The following is a 22245-nucleotide window of genomic DNA, read 5'->3' as shown; positions in this document are numbered from 1 at the left end:
CCGCCATCCACTATCTGACTGAAATACTCCCTCCCGCCAAACAAAAAATCTGCGGCCAAAGAAGTGCCTGAACGCTCTAAAGATTAGCGAGATCCACGAGAATTCGGCGCTTTGAAAATAAAAAAGAAGTTTCGTACGGACACAATGGAAGTCTCTTTTACAAGATGAGAAATCCTCAAAACAAACCAAGCCCTAACAGCAGGAACTTCCTTACGCGACGCTTCAAACAATAACTAAACAATAAAGAAACAACTGACACTTAGTTAAGCCATCACGTACCTCAGCCTTGAAGCATCGCGGTCCCGAACAGGCTGACACCCAGCAGCGCATCTGCCTGAACGTGCAAGCGTACTGGCGCCGTACCGCCCGGCATCACCACGGCCACCTCTCCCGCCTTGACCCAACCCGCCCGCCATGCCGCACAGGCCACTGCGCTGGCACTGGTCCCGGAGGATGCCGTGGGCCCCTCACCGCGCTCGAACACCCGGGCAATCAGCCGATTGGCAGAGTCTCGCGCTGCCCATTGCAGGTTGACCCCGGCCGCACAGGGCCGGCCATTACCTGCGGGAGGAGCGAAGGCAATCGCTTTCAACGGCTCGAACAGATCAGGTTGGTGCATCTGCCGATTGTCCGGCAAGGCCGATACGTGTTCGACCAAGGTCACACAATGGGGGTTGCCGATACGCACAAATTGGCTGCGGGTCCATTGCGGGTTGATCGCAGCCAGCTCATTCACTGGGCCAGGCTCGGCGCTTTCCGGCCCCATCGCTGCCACTGCCTGCGGCCCAAATGCTGGCTGCCCCAGTGCCAGCCAGAACCCATGGAGCTCCCCATAGACCGCCGGTTCAACCCCGGTCACCAGCGGCGTCACCCCATCAGGTTGATCGTGGTGTACCCGTAGCTCGCAGGCCTGGGTCATCAGCCCCGCGTCCGTCAGGGCCTGGGCAAAGATCGTCAAACCATTGCCGCTGCGCTCGGCCAGGGAACCGTCGGTATTGACGATCAGCAGGTCATACGGCGGTGCAGCCTGGAACGGCCCGACCAGCAAACCGTCGCAGCGATAGGCCTTGGCCTCGGCTGGGCGCGGCGACGTCCCCCAGCCACATTCGGACGCTATCGCCAGCCCCGTCCACGCCTGGCGAGTGCTGGCGGCCAGGGCGGCGTTATCGGGCACGGCAAGGCCCCGGCTGCGCAACAGGGCCGGGCTGGCCACACCGTAGATATTGCCGCGAGCGTCGTAGAACAGGGTCATTGTGAGATCACCTCAGCATCCGCCGATGATCGGCCATGGGAAAAGCGCCTGGCGATTGTGGGCGATCTCAGCGTAGGACACCAACAGCGAGCGCGCCGAGCATGGCAAAAAAAACCAGCGCGCCCTACACTCCTGTGTCCCTGGATGGACGTTTTCATCAGGCCGAAGTCCGTGCGCAGTCGAGCAAACGCCGTCCTCATTTTCCTGGAGGATGCACCATGAAGACACTTGCCCCGCAGAGCCCCGTTGAAACGCTTTACCGCGCCGGCCGCAAAACATTCATTGAGCGGGTACCGGATGGCGGCGCACGCCTGGATGCGTTGTTCCATACCGCGCCGGCCCTGGGCGAGTTGGCGGTCGGTGTGGTGTACGGCTATCTGCACGAGCGCCCGGGCCTTGATCCGCGCTTGCAGGAAGCAGCGATCTTTGCCGCGATCGTCGCCGCCGGTATGGTCGGCCCGCCGTTGAGCGTGCATTTCAAGACCAGCCTGGCCCAAGGCCTGGCGCCTGGGGAGCTGACTGAACTGCTGCTGGTGGCCTCGGCCTTTACCGGTTTCCCCCGTGCCGTCGCCACCGCCGAGCAGCTCAACCTGCTGTTCACCGCAGCCAACCTGCCCTCGCCGCCACCACCGCCGCCACGGGCCGTGGCAGTAGCGTTTTGCGACAGTGTGCGCCGGGGCCAGCCGTCATTCCCGGTGGACGCCCAGGCTCGAAAGCTGCTGCGCAAACCCCATAAGCTATCGCTGCACGCCACGGCTGCGGATCGGGTGCTGGTGGAGAGTTACATCGGCCAGGAAACCACGCCCCGTGGCACCCTCCTGGTGCGGGTCGCTGGCGCCGACGTGGTGCAAGTCAGGGCATATCTCCCAACCCCCAACTGACCCACGCGCAGAAGTGGCCTGGAAGGTGGTAATCCTGTGCAAGCAGCCTGGGGTTCAACGCTACTCACAGGGATTACGCACCCTCCAGGCCACCTCAAGCAGGCCCGATAACCTCTGTGTGGTGATCCACGGTAAAAGTGTTCCGTGTTGTCAGTAAAAACTTCGCGGCCCGCAAGGGAACCTGGCTCGCTCGATAGGGCCTGATGTGCAAGGATGTCGCGCTGGACATCGTTCGCTGAACGCAAAACCAAGGATATTCATGACTGCCATCACCCCCCAGGCGCCTGTGGTTCCGGGACGCCTGGAACAAATGTCGACCCGTATCGCGTTTTTTATTGCCGGCTTCGGCATCGCGGCCTGGGCACCGTTGGTCCCCTATGCCAAGGCCCGTGCGCAGCTCAACGAAGGCACCCTGGGCCTGTTGCTGTTGTGCCTGGGAGTGGGGTCGATCATTGCCATGCCGATGGCCGGCGCGCTGGCGTCACGCTTCGGCTGCCGCCGCGTGTTGAGCGCCGGGACGCTGCTGCTCTGCGTGGCCTTGCCGATGCTGGCCACGGTCAGCTCGATACCCTTGCTGATGGCCGGATTGTTTCTGTTTGGTGCAGGCCTGGGCACGGTGGACTCCACCGTCAACCTGCAGGCGGTGATTGTTGAGCGGGCCAGTGGCAAAACCATGATGTCGGGCTTCCATGGGCTGTTCAGCCTGGGGGGGATTGTGGGGGCGGCAGGTGTCAGTGCGCTGCTCGGCCTGGGGCTGTCACCGCTTTCGGCCACCCTGGTGGTTATCGTGATTACCCTGGGCGCCTTGCTCAAGGCGGCCCCGCACTTGTTGCCCTACGGCAGCGAAAGCTCCGGCCCGGCCTTCGCCATCCCCCATGGGGTGGTGCTGTTTATCGGCTGCCTGTGTTTTATCGTATTCCTGGCAGAGGGTGCCGTGCTCGATTGGAGCGCGGTGTTTCTCAGCGACGAACGCGGCCTCGACGAAGCCTACGCGGGCCTGGGTTATGCGGCGTTTGCCTTGACAATGACCCTCGGCCGCCTGACCGGCGATGCCATTGTGCGCCGCCTGGGTGCCAAACGGGTGATCGTGATCGGTGGTTTGCTGGCCACCGCCGGCATGCTGCTGGCCACCCTGCTCCCGGCATGGGAAACCGCCCTGCTGGGTTATGCCCTGGTCGGTGCCGGCTGTTCGAATATCGTGCCGGTGCTGTACACCGCGGTGGGCAAGCAAACGGTCATGCCGGAGCACATTGCGGTGCCCGCCATTACCACCCTGGGATATGCCGGTATTCTCGCAGGCCCCGCGCTGATTGGTTTTATCGCCCACGGCAGCAGCCTGAGCGTGGCCTTTGTGTTGATCGCCGTGCTGCTGTTGGCGGTGGCGATCAGCGGCAAAATACTGCGGGTGTAAGGCCCCCAGGCGCTACAGGTCTCTAGTGTTTTCAAGCCAGCCGTCAAGGTCTTTGTTGCTCAGCCATCCCTTCTGGTAATGACTACCGTAAATGCGTCGCCAGCCAGAATGGATGCGTTCCAGGGAACTCAAAAGCCTGGGACGGTCCACCAGGTTTTTTGACATATACACCAGTTGTTCGCTGTACATTTTTTTCGGTAGCCCCGTGGCAGGGTCTCGAATAACGGCACCGTTCTGGTCCGTTTCATCCGGATCCTTACTGATTGACACAAGCCGCTCGATCTGGACGTAGCCGACACTCTCAAAAAAGCCCGTGCGGTCCCGGGATCTGTCACGCAGTTCATCAAAAGCGGCCCTGAACGCCAGCACCAACTCGACATTGGTCTTGGCGTGAAAAGGATCCGGACTGAAGGCATTGGGGTCGCTGTTGCCAAACACACCCTGTACCGCCCGCTCCAGGCTTTGCCGCGTTATAAACCCCTCTTCGTCAAGGATCGCGTCGATCAACCGCGGGCGCTGGACCAGTGCCCTGGCCAGCAGAATGGCGTTGTTGAGCGCCGGTGTGTCAGTCATTTTTGCACTGGCAATTCGCCGCAGCGACGACAGTTTCAGTCCTTCATTTTTCATGAAAATTTTCCAGCACGGAAAAATGGTCACCCAGCGCCTTGACTAACTGGCGGTCCGGCAATTGGGTATAGGGGTTCACATTGGGGGTACGCGTCGAGGGTGCGTTTCTCAGCTCCTGATGATGCAGCATGACCTCATCGGGCGTGGCCCACCGCAACGGGCGGCGGAATCCCGAAGAGCGGATAGTGCTGGGCAAAGGTTGATTATCGGCCTGCCAGCCACGCGGCGTGGTCTCGCTTGAAGCAGCATGAGCTTTCTGTTGTGCGTCATCCGGTATCGCTTCATGGCGGCTCGTAACATCGGGCCGCAGGAGAGGTACCCCACCGTCAATTGCCATGTTCATATCCACCTTTTCTAGATCCATACTCAGACCGGCTGCCACCACCGTCAGTGCAAGGGTGGGTTTCCAGCAAGCGCAAAGTATGTGGCCAACCACCGGCAATGGTTCCGGGGCACCCGATCAATTTCGATGTCTGTATGTAAACAATGATCAGTCCTGGGCGCGGCCCTCAGTCAGGTTCTCGGGGCGACAATGCTCCTGATCGAGAACCGCCCAGCAAGGCTTTTATGGCATTGATCAACCCGCTCGTCGTACCCGCAGGCGTCTGCATGGTGGTGGTTGGGACGGCAGTGGCGCGGTAGGACTGCATGCCTTTGGCGAAGTCATCCGCCGCCGGGGCCTTGAAGGTGTACTGGCCGGAAAAATTCCTTACCCGTTGGGCTTCGGCGCCTTCCCCTTCCGGCATAGCCTGATTCTGGGCATCGAAAAGTTGTCTCTGCGTCGTGTTTTCGCAAGGTGGAGCAAGAAGGGATTGCGGCAGGCCGGGAGTTTGAGTTCCAAACGACGTTGAAGTCATGTCAACACCCTCTCTTTGAGTGAAACTGCCGGCGTCATAAAGGCCGTCAGATACACGTTATGTGGCAAACCGCTGAAAACAGTTCCTGATCAGCGAAGTGGCAGGCGATAAGTGGACACGTGCAGCCCCAGCCAGAGCGGTCATCCGCAAGACTGGCAACCCTGGTCGAACCGGGAAATACCGCGAAAGACTCGCGGCGCTTCCCGGTTGTGTGCTCCCAGTGCAATACCGGCGGTTTAATGGGACAACTTCTTCAACCCACGCTTGCTGATTCTGCCGTCATAGTCGGGGCTAGCAACGTTGTCCATTTGTTGCAGCAAGTTGGAGCGGTTGAAGACCTCCCTCGCCAGGTGGGTGAGTTGGTCCCGATGAGGGTTACCTGTCAACGGGCGCTGGGCCCTGGCATTGAGATCGGCGACCTTGATGTCTTTGCTCCAGAAACTGCCTTTGAGCTGATTGAAATTCTTCAGCATGTCCTTGGCGAGTTGTTCATCGTCCTTGTACTTCAAGGGGTTGTCAGAGCGGATGACGTCATAGATGTTTTGACGGCTGATCTGAGCATCCAGCCCCCCCGTACGACCATCACGGTCAAGCGCTTTGAGCAGGTCCGGACGCTTCATGATTTCCCTGGCCAGCCGGATGTCCTGATTCTTGTGCGGGTACTTTGTCAGGGGTGTTTCAGCCTTTGCTTTCAACCCCTGCGGCGTAATGTAGTCCGGGTTTTTCGGATCGTTGAACGCCTTGAAATTATCCAGAAGTTGCTGGGCCAACTGATCATGGCTGCGCTTTGAATAGATCGGATCGGGTTGCTGCGGGAACGGCCTTGGCGGCAGGCTCCCAGGGAGCGGGGGCCTGCCCCCCCGGGCAGCATCGGCCTGTACGCCGGCGGCGCCTTGTGCCATCGGCTGCGCAGCCGCAAACACCGGCCCAGACTTGCTCTCTGGCCCGCTGAAACTAGGCCCCTTGGCGGCTGGCCCGGCGGCCGACGCCGCAGCGCCCGTGGTGTTGGCCTCGGCCTCGTGACGCATGGCGTCATTCGGTAGATTGACGACAGGCTGATTGAACGCAGGTACCGACATAATGTTCTCCAGTGCGGCTTGTTGACACGATGTACCTCACCGTCCGAAGCACCCAGGCGATAAATTGATCACCGGATGTCTGTGCACAGTGGGCTAATTGTGTCTGTGGCGGACTGGGGGAGTTCGGTTCCGGAAAGCGACGAAAATCGCCTAAAAAAGGTAGGAAGCCCGCCAACGTCCCCTTCAACCTCGGCTGAAGGATCGTAAGGAGCAAGAGAAAGGCCAAGAGGAAAAGCGCGTGGAAGGGCGTCAGCAGCGACGCCCCCCATCAATAGAAAAATCGTCGCCGGCAGGCGACGATTCCCCGTCAGAACCCCACGCTCGCCTGTACAAAGAAGGTGCGTGGCTCACCCAGGTAAATCCCGGCGTTGTTGTCGCTGGAACGGGTGAAGTGCTGCTGGTCAAACACGTTTTTCACCCCGACACCCAACTTCAGGTTCGACAGTTGCGGGCCGAAGTCATAGCCACTGCGCACATTGACGGAAACATACCCCGGGATATCCCCGTACTGGCCGTCGGCGGTCGGTTCGGTGATATAGGTGTTGGTGGTGCCTGGCGCGCGCTGGCCGGACTGGGCATACGCGTCCAGGTTATGGGTCCAGTGATTGACGGCATAACGCAGCCCCAGGGTCGCCACTTGCCGGGAGTACAACGGCAGGTCACGGCCCTTGAACGCCACATCACCTTCAGCGGTCGCCTTGGTGTAGGTAAAGCCGGCATTGGCACTCAGGCCCTCCAGACGTGGGTCGAGGTCGGCCAGGTCGTAATGGGCCGAAGCTTCGATACCCGTGTGTTTGGTCGCGCCCAGGTTAGTCCAGCCCACGTCATTGCTGACGTATTGCAACTCATCGGAGAAGTCGATGTAAAACAGCGTCACTTCGCCGCCCCAGACGTTGTCGTTGTAGCGGGTGCCGATCTCGTAGGTCTTGGCCTTTTCCGGTTGCAGGCCGTTGGCCGTCTGGTCGCCATTTCCGCCCTGGCCCAGCTGGAAATACTGCAGGCTGCCGAAGGATGTTTCGTAGTTGGCGAACAGCTTCCAGGCATCGGACACGTGGTACATCACGCTCAGCGCCGGCAGCGGTTCGTTGTTCTTGATCGCGCGGTGCTTCTCCTGGGTGCGGGAACCATTGAGCGCTACCACCGGGCGGTCATGCCATTGGGTGCGGATGCTTTCAAAGCGGATACCGGGGGTAATCGTCCACTTGCCCACGTCGATCTTGTCATCAATATAGAACGCGTTGGCCTCGGTGCCACCGGTGCGGTCCTGGTACACATGGCCGTCACTCTGGCCACCCGGCGTCGGCACGTTGTTGATCAGGTTGAGACTGGTGGCCTGCTCGTGCATGCCTTCTTTCAAGTAGCGATAGCCGATACTGGCTTCCTGGGTGGTCGGGCCCAGCTCGAACACATGGGACACCCGTGGCTCGATGCCGAACGTGTAGTAGGTCCGCGGGTAGGAGCTGAGGGTTTTCAGGTCACGGTTGGCGATGTTGCTGCCCCGGAAACTGTCGGAATAATAGGTCAGCACTTCGGCCTGGGTGCGGTCGTCGATCTGGCGGATGTACTTGAAGGACACATCCTTGCGCCGGCCGCTGAAGTTGTCCCAGTCGCGCACCGACTGGTAAGGGTTGGCGTCGAACTGCTTCTGGGTCAGGCCGCCGGGCATATCGGCGCTGGCGTCGTAGTAATGGAAATTGAGGGTGAAATCGTCTTGATCGGTCGGCGCCCAGTGGGTCTTGAGGATCACATCGTCAATGTCGTTCCCGTTGTTGCTGTCGCGATAACCGTTGCCATTGACCCCGGAATACAGGAGCGCCATGCCAATGCCGTTGTCTGCGGTGCCGCCGATAAATGCGTTGTCGACATGTTTCCAGCCGCCATGGGACGAGGTCTGCAGGGTGGTGCCGACTTCACCGGAAAAGGTCTCGGGGATCGCCCGGGTCACGAAGTTGATCACGCCGCCGACGTTCTGTGGGCCATACCGCACGGAACCGGCGCCGCGTACCACGTCGATGCTCTCCAGGTTACCGGCGGAAATCGGTGCCATCGACAACTGGGGCTGGCCATAGGGTGCGAACGCCGCAGGAATGCCGTCGATCAACACTGTGGAGCGCGGCGACAAGCGCGATGTCAGACCGCGTACGCCGACGTTGAGGGAAATATCGCTGCCACCGGTACCGTTGGATTCCTGCACCTGCACCCCAGGCACCCGGCGCAGCACGTCACCGACGTTCATCGCGCCCTGCTCTACCATAGCCTCGCGCCGGATCACGGTACGCGCGCCGGGATGGTTCTGCACCACTTCGGCGTTGGCATCGCCCAGCCAGTCGCCCACCACCTGGATCGCGGTCGTGCCAAGTTCCAGGGGTGAACCGGCTTCACCGGTGCCAGTGGCGAGGGGATGCAATGTCACCGAGCCCGAGTCGATCTGGTAGTCCAGGCCGCTGCCTTGCAGCAACTGGCGCAGGGCCTGCTCCGGCGACAGGTTGCCATCGACGGCCGGGGCTTGTTTGCCGGCCACCATCTGCGGGCTGAAAAACACTTGCAGTGAGGTTTGCTGGCCCAATTGGCTCAGTGCCGCCCCCAGTGGCTGGGCCTTGATGTGGATGGCATCGTCGGCATAGGCCGCAGTACTGATCGCCAGGGCCAGGGCCAATGGCGCCCAGCGGGCAGTTTTATTGTTGTTCGCAGCGAGTTTTGTCACGTCGTAATCCCAAGAAAGCGCGGCTGTTAATGCAAACCAGTTGCAGTTGGACAAGAAGACGAAGAACTCGGAAAAAACCTGAACCTAGCGTGAAATTATTTCCTGGCTACCGTCGGGCAGCGTGCGCAGAGCCACCGGCAGAATGTGCGGCAGGGCCTTGAGCAAGGCATCGGTGTCATCGGATTTGAACACGCTGGTCAGGCGCAACTCGCTGGCGGCAGCGCTGACCCGCAAGGGTTTTTCGCGGTAGCGCGAGACTTCCCGGGCCACCTCGGCCAGGCTGGCATCGTTGAACACCAGCTTGCCGGTCTGCCAGGCCAACAGTGCCTGGGCGTTGACCGGGCGGGCCGCCGCGACCGCGCCCTGACGGTCGATCGAGGTACCGAGGCCGGCGGTCAGGGTGACCGCTGGCTGGGCAGCCTGCCCTTGTACCTTGACCGTTCCGGCCTCGACCACCACGCGGGTCTGGTCATCGTCGCGGCGCACGTCAAACCGGGTCCCGGTGACCGTCACCTGCCCTGCCCCGGCCTGCACCACAAAAGGCCGGTGGGTGTCGTGCTCAACGCTGAACAGCGCTTCACCCTGCTTGAGTTCGATCCCACGCCGGCCCTTTTCGTAATGCACCGCCACCACGCTACGGCTGTTGAGGTCCATCAGCGAGCCATCCGGCAGCGCCACCTGTCGCCGCTCACCCAACCCGGTGCTGAATTGCGCCTCATAGCCGCGCGGGTGGTCCAGGCCACTGAACAACCCAAGGCCGACGGCCACCGCCAACACGCTGGCCGCCATGGCATAGCCCACGGCCCCGCGACGCTTGCGCGGCACAGGCGTATCGAGCAGGGCCTGCAAACGCACCTTGGGCAGCAGGTCGGCGGCGCTCCACAGCCCCTGCAGCACCTCGAACTCATACTGGTGCGCGGGATGCTCCCTACACCAACTGTCAAAAAGCCCCTGCTCCTCAACGCTCAGGGGCGGGTCCTGCAGACGCACAAACCACTGCGCCGCCTCGTCGCGCACCGTTGCACTGCCACAGGCACACTCGCGGGTATCCATCATGGAAGGTCCTGTTTCAAAGCGGGCATTGGTCATGGGGCCAGCGCATCCAGGCGCTCGCGCAGATGCCGCAGGGTGCGGATCATATACTTTTCCACCATGTTTTTAGAAAGCCCCAGGCGCTCGGCGATTTCCTGTTGGGTCATGCCTTCGATTTTTTGCCAGATGAAAATCCTGCGGCAATTGAGGGGCAATTCGGCCAGGGCCCGCTCGATGGAGTCCGCCAACTGGACGGCGTGCATGAAATGCTCCGGGTCGCCACTGTGCGGCGCACTCTGGTCAAGACCTTGCAGTTCCAGTGCTTCGCGCCGGTCTGCACGCCGATAGGCGTCCACCGCAATATTGCGCGCCGTCTGGTGCAAATAGGCACGCGGCTGCTCGACCCGCGCCGACTTGGACTCCAATACCCGCACAAACGTATCGTGGGCCAGGTCCTCGGCCTGCTGGCGATTGCGCAAGCGACGCGTCCAGGTCCCGACCAACTCTTCGTAGTACGCGAAAAAGCCTGGTCTGCGGGGCGGCTGGGGAGTCATCGACGGTGCACTGGGTAGGCGGGGCGTGAATAGTAATGCTTCCTATTAATGGGAGCAATTACTGACCGTCGCCTCCCCCTCTCTAGACCAACCGCTTGATCTGCTTATGCCGCCACACCAACCGGTAATACGCCGTCTGCAACCCCAGCATCACCAGGTAAGTCACCGGAAACGCCATCCACACCCCTTCCAGGCCAAAGCGTGCATTGAGCAGGTACGCCACCGGCAGTTCCACACCCAGCACGCAGAAGATCGAGATCGCCACCGGCATCAGCACCACGCCACTGGCGCGCATGATGCCGCCAATCACTGCCTGGAAGCCGAACACCAGAATGCTCCAGAGCATGATGTGCAGCAGGTGTTCGGCCTGGACCCTCGCCTGATCATCGGTGATGAACAGGCCCAGTAGCCAGTGGGACAAGGCGTAGCCCAGCACGATCAGGCCTCCGGTCAGGCACAGGTTGATCGCAAGCCCGGTGCGCAGGATCGGCCCGATGCGTTCCAGGCGTCCGGCGCCAATGGCCTGGGCGCCGAGGATCGAGGCGGTGATGGCGATCGACAGCGCCGGGAACTGCACATAGTTGACGATCTGCGTCACCGCGCCATACGCCGCCGTGGCTTGGGAGCCGTGGCCGTTGACCAGTGCCAGGATCACCAGCTCCGACAACGACAGCACCACCATCTGCAAGCCGGTGGGCAGGCCGATGCGCAGGACTTTGCCGAGGATCGCCCGGTCCAGGCGCAAGGCCGCCAGTAAAGCGCGGTCCGGCGCCATCACATGGTTTTTATGGCGCAGGCGCAGCACCAGAAACAGCATGGCCACGGCGTTGGCCACCAGGCCGGCATAGGCCGCGCTCTGGATGCCCATGGGCGCCAGCCCCAGCCAGCCGCGGATCAGGGCCGGGGTCAGCACCAGGCCGACCACCGTTGAAACCATCAGCGCCAGCAACGGCGACACCGTATCGCTCACGCCTCGCAGCAATTGGGTGTAGAGGATGAACACCAGCAGCAACGGCATGATCAGCATCATCACCTGGGCATAGCCGACGGCGTCGTCCAGCACATCCAGCGGCGTGCCCAGCGCGTGCATGGCCGGGCGGGCGAACAGGCTGCCGAGCACGGCGGCGAGAACTCCGATCAACGCCCCCAGGGTCAGGGTCGCGCCGGTGATGACCTTGACCAGTGCGGTTTCCCCCGCGCCCCAGGCCTGGCCGATCAGCACCGAGGCGCCCGCCCCCAGGCCAATCACCAGGGCGATAAAAAAGAACACGATGGGAAACATCCCCGACACCGCCGCCAGCGCCTGGGTGCCGAGCATCTGCCCGACATAAATGCCATTGAGGGTGCCGGAAAAACTCTGGAGGAAGTTGGACAGCACCATCGGCGCAAGAAAGAACAGGTACACCTGCCACAACGGGCGTTGCAAAGGGTTCTGCATGAAAAGCGGGGCCTCGGAATGACACAGCGACCGAGGGGTTATAGCGTATTGGATCCGATCATGCAGTGTTTTAAACCGCTACCCACCTATCCCAGCATTTCCCGAAGCCGGTACCACACCATGCCCAGCGCCAGTAACGGCGAGCGTAAAGCCTTGCCGCCGGGAAAGGTCATGTGCGGCACCCGGCTGAAGGTGTCCAGACCCTGGCTGACACCTGCGTGGATCCCCTCGGCCAGCAGCCGTGCGCACCAGTGCGTGACGTTAAGCCCATGCCCGGAATAGCCCTGGGCGTAAAACACGTTGGGGTACTGCTGCAACCGCCCGACCTGGGGAAAGCGATTGGCGGTAATCCCGATCTTGCCGCCCCATTGGAAGTCGATGGCGGTGTTGGCCAGTTGCGGGAATACCTTGAGCATCTTCGGCCGCATGTACGCGGCGATATCGACCGGGTCACGTCCCGAATAATGACAGGCGCCACCGAACAACAGCCGACGGTCGGCGGAAAGCCGGTAGTAGTCCAGGCCGACTTTCTGGTCGCACAGCGCCAGGTTCTGCGGGATCAGCTCGTCGGCGAGCGCAGCCGGCAACGGTTCGGTGGCGATGATATAGCTGCCGGCCGGCAGCACCTTGCCACTCAGGCGCGGCTCCAGTTCGTCGAGGTGCGCATTGCACGCCAACACCAGGCTACCAGCCCGCACGCTGCCGCCGGCGCAGCGCACCTGCACGGTGTCGCCATGGATCAATTGCAGCACCGCGCTGTGCTCGAAAATCCGCACACCCAGCGCCTCGGCCACACGGGCCTCACCCAACACCAGGTTCAGCGGATGCAAGTGGCCCGAGCCCATGTCCACCAAGCCCCCGGCGTACAGTTGAGAGCCGACCACCTGCGCCATATCCTGCGCCGCCACCAGGCGGGTTTCAGGCAGGTAACCCAGGGCCGCGAGGCTTTCCTGCTCCCCCTTGAACGCAGCAAATTGCGCCGGTGTATTGGCCAACTCGCAAAAGCCCCAGCGCAGGTCGCAGTCGATCCCATGCTCCCGGATGCGCTCACCGACCAACGCTACCGAGTCGATCCCGGCCCGTTGCAGGTAACGCACGCCCTCCTCGCCCACATGCCGGGCAAAACCCGAGACGTCATGGCCGATCCCCCGGATCAACTGCCCGCCATTGCGCCCGCTGGCGCCCCAGCCGATGCGCCGGGCTTCCAGGAGGATCACCGACAGGCCGCGCTGGGCCAGTTCAATCGCGGTGTTGACGCCGGTAAAGCCGCCGCCGATCACACACACATCGGCGCTCAGGTCCTCGGCCAGCGCCGCGCGCTGGGGCATGGCATTGGCCGACGCCAGGTAATAGGAACGGGCATGGTCTTGGGACTGATTCATCGGTTGGACTTCACTTTGCTCCAAGCCCGGGTCATCACACGCATGATGGCCGGGCTGGGGGTGGTGGAAATGTACAGTTTGTCGAGCACGTCCTGGGGCGGGTACACCTCGGGGTTATTCACCAGTTCCGGCGCCATGAAAGTCTTCGCCGCCAGGTTGGCGTTGGCGTAGCCGACATAGGTGCTGATCTTGGCGATGACTTCGGGGTCCAGCAGGTCGTTGATAAACGCGTGGGCCTGTTTCGGGTTGGTGGCGTCTGCGGGAATCGCCAGCAAGTCGAACCACAGGTTGCTGCCCTCCTTGGGAATTGCATAGGCGATGTTCACGCCATTCTTGGCTTCCTTGGCGCGGTTGGCGGCCTGGAACACATCGCCGGAGTAACCGAAGGCCACGCAGATATCGCCATTGGCCAGGTCCGAGATGTATTTGGAGGAATGGAAATAGGTGATGTACGGGCGCAGGGTCAGCAGCTTGGCCTCGGCCTTGGCATAATCGCCGGCCGTCTCGCTGCGCGGGTCCATGCCCATATAGTTGAGGATCGCCGGGAATGCTTCATCTGCCGAATCGAGGAACGCCACCCCGCATTGCTGCAGTTTCTTCAGGTTCTCGGGCTCGAACATCACCGCCCACGAATCAATGTGGTCGATGCCCAGCACTTGCTTGACCTTGTCGACGTTATAGCCGATGCCATTGGTGCCCCACAGGTACGGCACCGCATGGGCATTGCCAGGGTCGTTCTGCTCCAGCAGCTTGAGCAACTTGGGGTCCAGGTTCGGGTAGTTGGGCAGTTGCGCGCGGTCCAATTCAAGGAACGCCCCGGCCTTTACCTGGCGCCCCAGGAAGTGATTGGACGGCACCACCACGTCATACCCGGTACGCCCCGCCAGCAGCTTGCCCTCCAGGGTTTCATTGGAGTCGAACACGTCGTAGACCACCTTGATTCCCGTCTTGGCCTGGAAGTCGGCCAGGGTGGTCTCGCCGATGTAGTCAGTCCAGTTGTAGACACTGACCGTCGGCGCGGCATGGCTGGCGCTGCTGAACACTGCGGCGAGGGCCAGTGGGAGGAGCTGTTTGACGAGACGCATATCGACACCTTTTTTATGGTTGATGGTGGAGTCAGACACTTAGCAACAGGAACTCACGCTCCCAGGAGCTGATCACCCGCTTGAAATTCTCATGCTCGGCGCGTTTCACCGCGACATACCCGCGCACGAACTTGTCCCCCAGGTACTGCTTGACCGTGTCGCAGGCCTCCATGCGTGCCAGGGCATCTTCGATGGTGATCGGCAGGCGCAGGTTGCGCCGCTCATAGGCGCGGCCTTCCACCGGGGCGCTCGGTTCGATCTTCTCGATCATCCCCAGGTAGCCGCACAACAGGCTGGCGGCGATGGCCAGGTAGGGGTTGGCATCGGCCCCCGGCAGGCGGTTTTCGACGCGCATCGCCTCGGGGCTGGAGGTCGGCACGCGCAGGCCGACGGTGCGGTTTTCTTCGCCCCACTCCACGTTGACCGGGGCCGAGGTGTCGGGCAGGAAGCGGCGGAACGAGTTGACGTTGGGCGCAAACATCGGCAGCAGCATCGGGATGTATTTCTGCAAGCCGCCAATGTGCTGCAAGAACAGCGGGCTCATCTGCCCGTCGGCGTCGACAAATACCGGCTTGCCGGTGGCGATCTCCACCACGCTCTGGTGCAGGTGCATGGCGCTGCCCGGCTCGTCGGCCACCGGCTTGGCCATAAAGGTCGCGGCCACATTGTGCTTGAGCGCCGCTTCACGCAGGGTACGCTTGAATACGGTGATCTGGTCGGCCAGGTCGAGGGCGTCGCCGTGGCGGAAGTTGATTTCCATCTGTGCCGGGCCGTCTTCATGGATCAGCGTGTCGAGGTCCAGGCCCTGGGCTTCGCACCAGTCATAGACATCTTCAAACAACGGGTCGAACTCGTTGGCCGCGTCGATGGAAAACGACTGGCGCCCGGTCTCGGCACGCCCGGACCGGCCTACCGGGGTTTTCAGCGGCAGGTCCGGGTCTTCGCAGCGCTGGGTCAGGTAAAACTCCATTTCCGGCGCGACAATTGGCTGCCAGCCCTGGTCGGTATACAGCTGCAGGACTTTTTTCAACACATTGCGCGGCGACAACTCAATGGGGTTGCCCTGCTTGTCGAAAGTGTCGTGGATCACAATGGCGGTGGGCTCGATGGCCCACGGCACCACGTAGGTGGCATTGGCCACCGGGCGGCAGATCATGTCGATATCGGCCGGGTCCAGCAGGTCGTAGTAGATATCGTCGTCGACAAAATCCCCGGTTACCGTTTGCAGCAACACACTTTCCGGCAGGCGCATGCCGCGCTCATGCAGGAACTTGTTGGTGGGCGCAATCTTGCCGCGGGCAATGCCCGTCAGGTCGCTGATCACGCATTCGACTTCGGTAATCTTGTGTTCTTTCAGCCAGGTGGACAGCTGATCGAAAGGGGCATTCATAAAGACCTCGGCATGGGTTGGGTGCTGCGCCGACTTGTACTCCCGGCGCATTGAGGTCTATCTTGGGGCAGCCTTACCCAGGCATCTATCCACTTTGCACGACCCACAACGCACCAATAGAGTGCGCACGGATCACCCATGACACAGGCAACAGCTTTGCGCGTACAGGCCTTCACCACCGGTGATGTGGCCGCCCAATGCAGTGCGACACCCGGTTGGGTACAGCAGTACCAGCAGATGTCCCCGGGGCATTTTGCCGGGCAGATCCGCTACCTCGACCTGCAGGGGGTGCAGGTGTACGAAGAGTGCATGAACACCCGCGTCGAGCAGCACTTCAACGCGCCGCCAGGCGCCCTGGCGTTCTGTTTCGACGGCAGCGACAACGCGCTGTACCTGCTCAATGGCGAAAGCCGCAACACCTGGATCACCCCGGAAAACTACCGGGAAGTGGCCGTGGTGTTCGGCCCGCAGTTCGTGCAACGCCATGGCCTGGATGTGGCCAGACTCGAAGGCCTGTTCATGGCGCCGTTGACCTGCCAACAGAACGCGCTGTTCAGCCGCTGGCTCAGTGGCACCCTGACGCGCTTGTCCAGTGAGATCGACCCGATCAGCCGCGACGCCCTCACCCGGCAACTGCTCGACGATTGCCTGTTTATCCTCGACAACGCCTGCGTGTGCCTGGACCGCTACTCATTGCAGCGGCGCAGTGAAGAACGCCGGCTGATGGCGCGCATCGGCGCGTGGGCGGCGGATGCGCCGGATGAGACCGTCAACCTGCTACAACTGGCGCAGATTGCCGGCGTGCCGTTGCGCCAGTTGCAACAGGGCTTCAAGACCTACACCGGGATGAGCCCGGCGCAGTGGTTGCGCCTGCGCCGGTTGAACGGCGCACGGCGCGAGTTGTTGAGCTCAACCGAGACCACGGTGGCCGAGGTGGCGATGAATTGGTCGTTCTGGCATCTGGGGCGGTTTTCCAATAGCTACCGCGCGTTGTTCAAAGAACTGCCCAGCGAAACCCTCAAGCGTCATGGTTGATACACGGTCAACCCTGTGGGAGCGGGCTTGCTCAAGAAAGCGGTGTATCAGGCAATGAATGTCTGACTGACCCACCGTATTCGCGAGCAAGCCCGCTCCCACATTTGATTGCTATCAGGCTTGAGATTTGAGGAAGAGACTCAGCAACTGATTCACTTGCTCCGCCGCCTCCAACTGCACCATATGCCCCTGCCCCGGCAAGACCTCCACCTGGGCCTGCAACCCCTGGGCATGCCGTACCGGGATAATGGCGTCGTCACTGCCCCAGATCACCAGGCTCGGCTGCTGCCCAACCACCGAACGCAGGTCAAGCATCTGTCGCCCGCCGTCGAACAGCTTGGCATTGAGTTGACGCAACGCCTGATCAACCCCCTCCAGGCGCTTGAACTTGAGCATGTCCTCCAGCATCTGCCGCGTGACCAGCGCCGGGTCGCTGAACAGTTGCACCAGCTGCGGCTTGAGCGCGTTGCGGTTATTGGCCTCGGTGAATCCCTGCAGGTAATCACCGTTGATATCCGCCCCCAGGCCGGCGCTGGCGATCAATACCAGGGAGGCGACCCGCTGCGGTGCCTGGCGCGCCACCGTCAGCGAAACCAACCCGCCCATGGAGTGCCCGGCCAGGTGCACCCGGTCGAGCTTGAGGTGATCGAGCAAGGCCAGCACCGCCTGGCTCAATTCCTCGGCATCGCCACTGTGCAAGTGCTTGCCCGACTCGCCATGCCCCGGCAAGTCGAGGGCGATCACTCGGCGCTCGGCGGCCAGGGCCGGATGGTTGAACAGCCAGTTGTTCAAGTCGCCGCCAAACCCGTGGATCAGCACCAGCGGTAGGCCGCCCTCGCCAAGGTCGAGGTAGCGCAGCAGGCGCCCGCCCAGCTCGACTTTCTGCGCACTCGGCCCCGACGCCTGCGCCTCGGCGCTGCTGGAGACAAAGCCGGCATTGAAGCTGTCGATCACGCCGTCGATTTCTGCCTCGGTGGCTTCACCCTCCACCACAATCCCCAGTAATGCCCCCACCGGTAAGGTCTCATCGCTCTGCGCCAGCACTCGGCGTAACACCCCACTGAACGGCGCCTCGACACTGCTGGAGATCTTGTCGGTCTCCACGTCGAGCACTTCCTCGCCCTTCTCTACCCGGTCGCCCGGCTGCTTGAGCCAGACATCGACCCGGCCTTCAGTCATCGACAGCCCCCACTTAGGCATGGTCAAGGTATGGATCATGCCGCAGTCCTCTTGTCAGCGATCTTGCGCACCGCAGCCTCGATCTTCGCCGCGTCGGGGATGTACAGGTCTTCCAGGGCATCGGAAAACGGCACCGGCGTATGCGGCGCGGTGACCATCTCAATCGGCGCACGCAGGAAGGAAAACCCACGCTGGGCCACCAGGGCGCTGATATCCGTGGCAATCGAGCAGCGTGGGTTGGACTCGTCGATCACCACCAGGCGCCCGGTTTTTTCCACGCTTTCAAGGATGCTGTCTTCATCCCGCGGGCTGGTGGTGCGCAGGTCCAGTACTTCGCAGTCGATGCCCTGGCGCGCCAGGTTGGCCGCAGCTTCCAGGGCCACATGCACCATGCGCCCGTAGGTCACCAGGGTCACGTCGTTGCCTTCGCGCACAAAGTTGGCCTCGCCGAAGGGCACGGTATACAGCTCCTCCGGTACTTCGCCTTGCAGGCTATAGAGCATCTTGTGCTCAAGGAAAATCACCGGGTCGTTGTCGCGGATCGCCTGGATCAGCATGCCCTTGGCGTCATAGGGCGTGGCCGGGCACACCACCTTCAGGCCAGGGATGTGCGTCCACATCGAGGTAAGCATCTGCGAATGCTGAGCCGCAGCGCGCAGGCCGGCGCCGTACATGGCGCGCACCACCAGGGGCGTGGTGGTCTTGCCACCGAACATGTAGCGAAACTTGGCGGCCTGGTTGAGCAACTGGTCGAGGCAGCAGCCGATAAAGTCGACGAACATCAACTCGCACACCGGGCGCATGCCCCGGGTGGCGGCGCCGACGGCCATGCCCACGTAACCGACTTCGGACAGCGGCGCATCCAGCACGCGGTCAGGGAACTCCGGGTACAGGCCCTTGGTGACGCCCAGCACGCCGCCCCAGGCATCCTGCTCGCCAGGGGCGCCGGTGCCGCCGGACACATCCTGGCCGATGATAAAGACGCTCTGGTCGCGGCGCATTTCCTGGGCCAGGGCTTCGTTGATTGCCTGCTGATAACTGATTTTGCGAGCCATGAAATTCTCTCCGGGTCTTGTTGTTATGAGCGGTAGGCGACGTAGACATCGCTGAGCAGGTCGGCGGCCTGGGGCTTAGGATCGGACTTGGCCAGGCGCACGGCGTCGTCGATCAACTGCGCGACTTCGGCGTCGATGCGCTCGAACTGCGCCGCCTGCAACCAGCCTTCGGCACTGCAGCGCTGGCGAAACAGCGCCAGGCAATCCTGGGTTTCGCGCAGGTTTTTCACTTCGTCGCGGCCGCGATAGGTTTGCGCATCGCCCTCAAAGTGGCCGTAAAAGCGGTGCAGCTTGACCTCGACCAGGGTCGGCCCCTCGCCCTGGCGCGCCCGCGCCACCGCCACGCCCAGCGCTGCGTGGACGGCAAAGAAATCATTGCCATCGACAATCACCCCCGGCATGCCAAAACCCACGGCGCGCTCGGCAATGTCCTTACACGCCACCGACCAGCCGGAACCGGTGGCTTCGGCATAACCATTGTTTTCGGCGACGAACAGGCACGGCAGTTTCATGATCGCGGCCAGGTTCATCGCCTCGAACACCGCGCCCTCGTTGGAACCGCCGTCGCCAAAAAACGCCACGGCCACGCCCTGGCTGCCCTTGAGCTTGGACGCCAGGGCCGCGCCGGCCGCCAGCGGCGCACCGGCGCCGACAATGCCGTTGGCGCCGAGCATGCCCTTCTCCTGGTCGGCAATGTGCATGGAGCCCCCCTTGCCACCGCATACCCCGGTTTTCTTGCCATAGATCTCGGCCATCATGCCGAACACATCCACGCCCTTGGCGATGCAATGGCCGTGGCCACGGTGGTTGGAGGCGATGCAATCTTCATCGTTGAGATGGGCCATGACCCCGGCGGCGCAGGCCTCCTGGCCGGCATACAGGTGCACGAACCCGGGGATCTCGCCGGTGGCGAATTCCACATGCAGGCGTTCTTCGAAATCACGGATGGTGCGCATCACGGTGTAGGCATGCAGCAGTTGATCGGTGGACAGGTGAGTGGACATCTTGTTGTTCTCCAGGTTGTCTCGACACACAAAAGGCTGGCTGTGGCCAGCTGCAACCTGTTCAGCACAGCCTGTGCCAAGGCCCGCTAAAACCTGGCAAAGCCTTGACCCAGAGCAGTGCCGTGCGGTTGTGCCGGTGCGGCATGCCACCGCACAATGAGACGGCGCATTGCAGCGTGCAGGTTGCGTCTCAGGCAGGATGAGACGCTGCGTCTCAAGGCGGGCAGTTGGTCAGGCCGCCCTTGTCCCCCTGCGCCCCTGGGCGCTTAATGGCGGGCATAACAACAAAGATCGAGAACCGGAGGCCTTATGCTCGCCGCGAACTCCAGAGAGCACGTCGACTGCGTCAGTCGCGTGGTCCGCAATGCCGAGCGCCTGCCCCAGGCGCCGGTGCCGTCGCTGATTTTCGATTCATGGCGCCGCTCCATGGAGCAGCACCACCTCGATCCCGGCTCGCTGCAGGGGCCACGGATCCTCACCGAGCCGCTGCTCAAGGAATGCCGCGAACGTGCCGAACTGTTCATGCGCATTGCCAGCGAGCAAGTCAGCCAGTTGCACCACCGCGTGCGCCACGCCGACTACTGCGTGATGCTCACCGATGCCCAGGGCCAGACCATCGACCACCGGGTAGACGCGGCCATCCGCAGCGACTGTCGCAAGGCCGGCCTGTACCTGGGTACCTGCTGGTCGGAAGCCGAAGAAGGCACCTGCGGCGTGGCCACGGTGCTGACCAGCCAGGCGGCGGTGACGGTGCACAAGCGCGATCACTTCCGCGCCGCCTTTATCAACCTGACCTGCTCCGCCGCGCCGATCTTCGACCCCCAGGGCAACCTGCTGGGGGTGATGGACGCCTCGGCGCTGCAATCCCCGGATGACCGCCGCAGCCAGCACCTGGTGCGGCAGATGGTGGCGCAGAGCGCCCAGGCCATCGAAAACGCCTTCTTCATGCACAGCGCTGCGCGGCACTGGGTACTGCAGGCCCACAGCACCCCGGGTTATGTCGACAGCCAACCCGACCTGCTGCTGGCCTGGGACCAGGACGGACGCCTGCAAGCCTTGAACAGCAAGGCACGCCAGGCACTGCGCCGGCGTTTTGGCCAGGTGCCGGTGCATATCGGCGAGGTGTTCGACCTCGATGCCCTACGCGCGGTGACCGATCAATCGGTCCAGCAACTGCAGTGGCGCGGCGAAGCCGGGGTGCTCCATGTGCGACTCAACACGCCGCAACGCCAACCGGCGCGGGTGGCGCCCAACCCCCAGGTCGACCCCCGGGTGGAAGAACACCTGCGCCTGGCGGTGCGCGTCAAGGACCGCAACCTGCCGGTGCTGGTGCAGGGTGAAACCGGGGCTGGCAAGGAAGTTTTTGCCCGCCAGCTGCACGCCCGCAGCGCACGCCGCGACGCACCATTCGTGGCGGTGAACTGTGCGGCGATCCCGGAAAACCTGATCGAAAGCGAGCTGTTCGGCTACGTCGCCGGGGCCTTTACCGGCGCGTCCAGCAAGGGCATGACCGGGCTGTTGCAGCAGGCCCATGGCGGCACGCTGTTCCTCGATGAAATCGGCGATATGCCCCTGGCCCTGCAGACCCGCTTGCTGCGGGTGATGGCAGAAGGTGAAGTGGCGCCGCTGGGTGCGGCGAAAACCCGCACGGTGGATATTCAGGTGATCTGCGCCAGCCACCGTGACCTGGCGAGCCTGGTCAGTGAGGGGCGTTTCCGTGAAGATCTGTACTTTCGCCTGGGCTGCGCCCGCGTCACCCTGCCGCCCCTGCGCGAGCGCACCGACAAACTGGCCTTGATCAACCGGCTGCTGGAGCAGGAAGCGCGCAGCAGCGGGGTCATGGTCGGCATCGGCCAGGCCGCGCTGGAGCGGCTGCTGGGCTATGCCTGGCCGGGTAATGTGCGGCAACTGCGCCATGTGCTGGCGTATGCCTGTGCGGTGTGTGACGGCGGCACGATCCAGTTGGCGGACTTGCCGCTGGAGGTGCGTGGTGAACGGCTGGAGGTCGAGGTCGAGCACAGTATGAGCCCGGAGCGGCAGGTGCTGCTGGATGCGCTGGTACGCCATCGCTGGAAGCCATTGCCGGCGGCGCAGGCGCTGGGGATTTCCCGCGCGACCCTGTATCGCCGGGTCAAGCAGCTGGGCATTGATATGCCGGGTAAACACCCCTGACACAATGCAGTCCAAATGTGGGAGCGGGCTTGCTCGCGAAAGCGGTGTGTCAGGTAGCTTACTTGTTACTGATACACCGCTTTCGCGAGCAAGCCCGCTCCCACATTT

Annotated in this window: 19 protein-coding genes; 4 read left to right on the top strand and 15 right to left on the bottom strand. The window is 62.4% G+C overall.

What is annotated here, in order from left to right:
* Window positions 1-280: 280 nt before the first annotated feature.
* A complete protein-coding gene (locus PSFL_RS06435) occupies window positions 281-1252 on the bottom strand; it encodes a diaminopimelate epimerase (RefSeq protein ID WP_397469823.1) in 972 nt (323 codons plus the stop codon).
* Between the two features lie 218 nt (window positions 1253-1470).
* On the opposite strand from PSFL_RS06435, the gene PSFL_RS06430 reads away from it, so the two are divergent.
* Together PSFL_RS06430 and PSFL_RS06425 are read left to right on the top strand one after the other, a co-directional pair.
* Window positions 1471-2133 carry a carboxymuconolactone decarboxylase family protein gene (locus tag PSFL_RS06430; RefSeq protein ID WP_057959080.1) on the top strand — a complete coding sequence of 221 codons (663 nt, stop codon included), beginning with the start codon at window positions 1471-1473 and terminating at the stop codon, window positions 2131-2133.
* Between the two features lie 259 nt (window positions 2134-2392).
* Window positions 2393-3544 (top strand): MFS transporter, encoded by a 1152-nt coding sequence (locus PSFL_RS06425; protein ID WP_057959079.1) that lies wholly within the window; start codon window positions 2393-2395, stop codon window positions 3542-3544.
* Window positions 3545-3556: 12 nt separating this feature from the next.
* Here the strand turns inward: PSFL_RS06425 and PSFL_RS06420 are convergent, their stop codons facing one another.
* From PSFL_RS06420 to PSFL_RS06370, 11 genes are all read right to left on the bottom strand, one after another.
* Window positions 3557-4171, bottom strand: coding sequence for a hypothetical protein (locus PSFL_RS06420; protein ID WP_057438498.1), 615 nt, complete (start codon window positions 4169-4171; stop codon window positions 3557-3559).
* The gene (locus tag PSFL_RS06415; RefSeq protein WP_152987925.1) at window positions 4161-4535 is read right to left on the bottom strand and encodes a hypothetical protein; all 375 of its coding nucleotides are present in this window, start codon (window positions 4533-4535) and stop codon (window positions 4161-4163) included. Before PSFL_RS06415 ends, PSFL_RS06420 begins: the two co-directional genes overlap by 11 nt.
* A 145-nt stretch (window positions 4536-4680) precedes the next feature.
* Window positions 4681-4917 (bottom strand): hypothetical protein, encoded by a 237-nt coding sequence (locus tag PSFL_RS06410; RefSeq protein ID WP_057438497.1) that lies wholly within the window; start codon window positions 4915-4917, stop codon window positions 4681-4683.
* 347 nt (window positions 4918-5264) lie between these two features.
* Complete coding sequence (locus tag PSFL_RS06405; protein WP_397469822.1) at window positions 5265-6107, bottom strand: hypothetical protein; 843 nt, start codon at window positions 6105-6107, stop codon at window positions 5265-5267.
* 307 nt (window positions 6108-6414) lie between these two features.
* Window positions 6415-8811, bottom strand: coding sequence for a TonB-dependent receptor (locus PSFL_RS06400; protein WP_216312565.1), 2397 nt, complete (start codon window positions 8809-8811; stop codon window positions 6415-6417).
* An 84-nt stretch (window positions 8812-8895) separates the two neighbouring features.
* Window positions 8896-9864, bottom strand: coding sequence for a FecR family protein (locus PSFL_RS06395; protein ID WP_169961238.1), 969 nt, complete (start codon window positions 9862-9864; stop codon window positions 8896-8898).
* 32 nt (window positions 9865-9896) lie between these two features.
* Complete coding sequence (locus tag PSFL_RS06390; protein ID WP_057438495.1) at window positions 9897-10397, bottom strand: sigma-70 family RNA polymerase sigma factor; 501 nt, start codon at window positions 10395-10397, stop codon at window positions 9897-9899.
* Window positions 10398-10479: 82 nt separating this feature from the next.
* Window positions 10480-11835 carry an MATE family efflux transporter gene (locus tag PSFL_RS06385; protein WP_115128567.1) on the bottom strand — a complete coding sequence of 452 codons (1356 nt, stop codon included), beginning with the start codon at window positions 11833-11835 and terminating at the stop codon, window positions 10480-10482.
* A gap of 86 nt (window positions 11836-11921) precedes the next feature.
* A complete protein-coding gene (locus tag PSFL_RS06380; protein WP_057959074.1) occupies window positions 11922-13217 on the bottom strand; it encodes an FAD-binding oxidoreductase in 1296 nt (431 codons plus the stop codon).
* Complete coding sequence (locus PSFL_RS06375; protein WP_169961229.1) at window positions 13214-14302, bottom strand: polyamine ABC transporter substrate-binding protein; 1089 nt, start codon at window positions 14300-14302, stop codon at window positions 13214-13216. The genes PSFL_RS06380 and PSFL_RS06375 overlap by 4 nt, the downstream gene beginning before the upstream one ends.
* Window positions 14303-14333: 31 nt before the next feature.
* Window positions 14334-15692, bottom strand: a complete 1359-nt coding sequence (locus tag PSFL_RS06370; RefSeq protein ID WP_115129415.1) for a glutamine synthetase family protein — start codon at window positions 15690-15692, stop codon at window positions 14334-14336.
* A gap of 138 nt (window positions 15693-15830) precedes the next feature.
* Between PSFL_RS06370 and PSFL_RS06365 the strand changes: the two genes are divergently transcribed.
* Entirely contained in the window at window positions 15831-16727 is an 897-nt protein-coding gene (locus PSFL_RS06365) for a helix-turn-helix domain-containing protein (RefSeq protein ID WP_200656546.1), read from the top strand.
* 114 nt (window positions 16728-16841) lie between these two features.
* On the opposite strand, the gene PSFL_RS06360 is transcribed toward PSFL_RS06365, so the two are convergent.
* From PSFL_RS06360 to PSFL_RS06350, 3 genes are read right to left on the bottom strand one after another with little or no spacing between them, the layout of a single operon-like run.
* Window positions 16842-17945, bottom strand: a complete 1104-nt coding sequence (locus tag PSFL_RS06360; RefSeq protein WP_128593790.1) for an acetoin dehydrogenase dihydrolipoyllysine-residue acetyltransferase subunit — start codon at window positions 17943-17945, stop codon at window positions 16842-16844.
* Window positions 17942-18961 carry an alpha-ketoacid dehydrogenase subunit beta gene (locus PSFL_RS06355; RefSeq protein ID WP_397469821.1) on the bottom strand — a complete coding sequence of 340 codons (1020 nt, stop codon included), beginning with the start codon at window positions 18959-18961 and terminating at the stop codon, window positions 17942-17944. Before PSFL_RS06355 ends, PSFL_RS06360 begins: the two co-directional genes overlap by 4 nt.
* Before the next feature lie 23 nt (window positions 18962-18984).
* Window positions 18985-19965 (bottom strand): thiamine pyrophosphate-dependent dehydrogenase E1 component subunit alpha, encoded by a 981-nt coding sequence (locus tag PSFL_RS06350; RefSeq protein ID WP_057445001.1) that lies wholly within the window; start codon window positions 19963-19965, stop codon window positions 18985-18987.
* 309 nt (window positions 19966-20274) lie between these two features.
* Here PSFL_RS06350 and PSFL_RS06345 point away from each other — a divergent pair, with 309 nt between their 5' ends.
* The gene (locus PSFL_RS06345) at window positions 20275-22137 is read left to right on the top strand and encodes a sigma-54-dependent Fis family transcriptional regulator (RefSeq protein ID WP_397469820.1); all 1863 of its coding nucleotides are present in this window, start codon (window positions 20275-20277) and stop codon (window positions 22135-22137) included.
* The last annotated feature ends 108 nt before the right edge of the window (window positions 22138-22245 follow it).

This window comes from Pseudomonas sp. DD1 (assembly GCF_044510355.1).
GTDB lineage: Bacteria > Pseudomonadota > Gammaproteobacteria > Pseudomonadales > Pseudomonadaceae > Aquipseudomonas > Aquipseudomonas shahriarae.
Note: the sequence above shows the minus strand (reverse complement) of the source record. Positions and strands in the feature narration are given on the sequence as shown.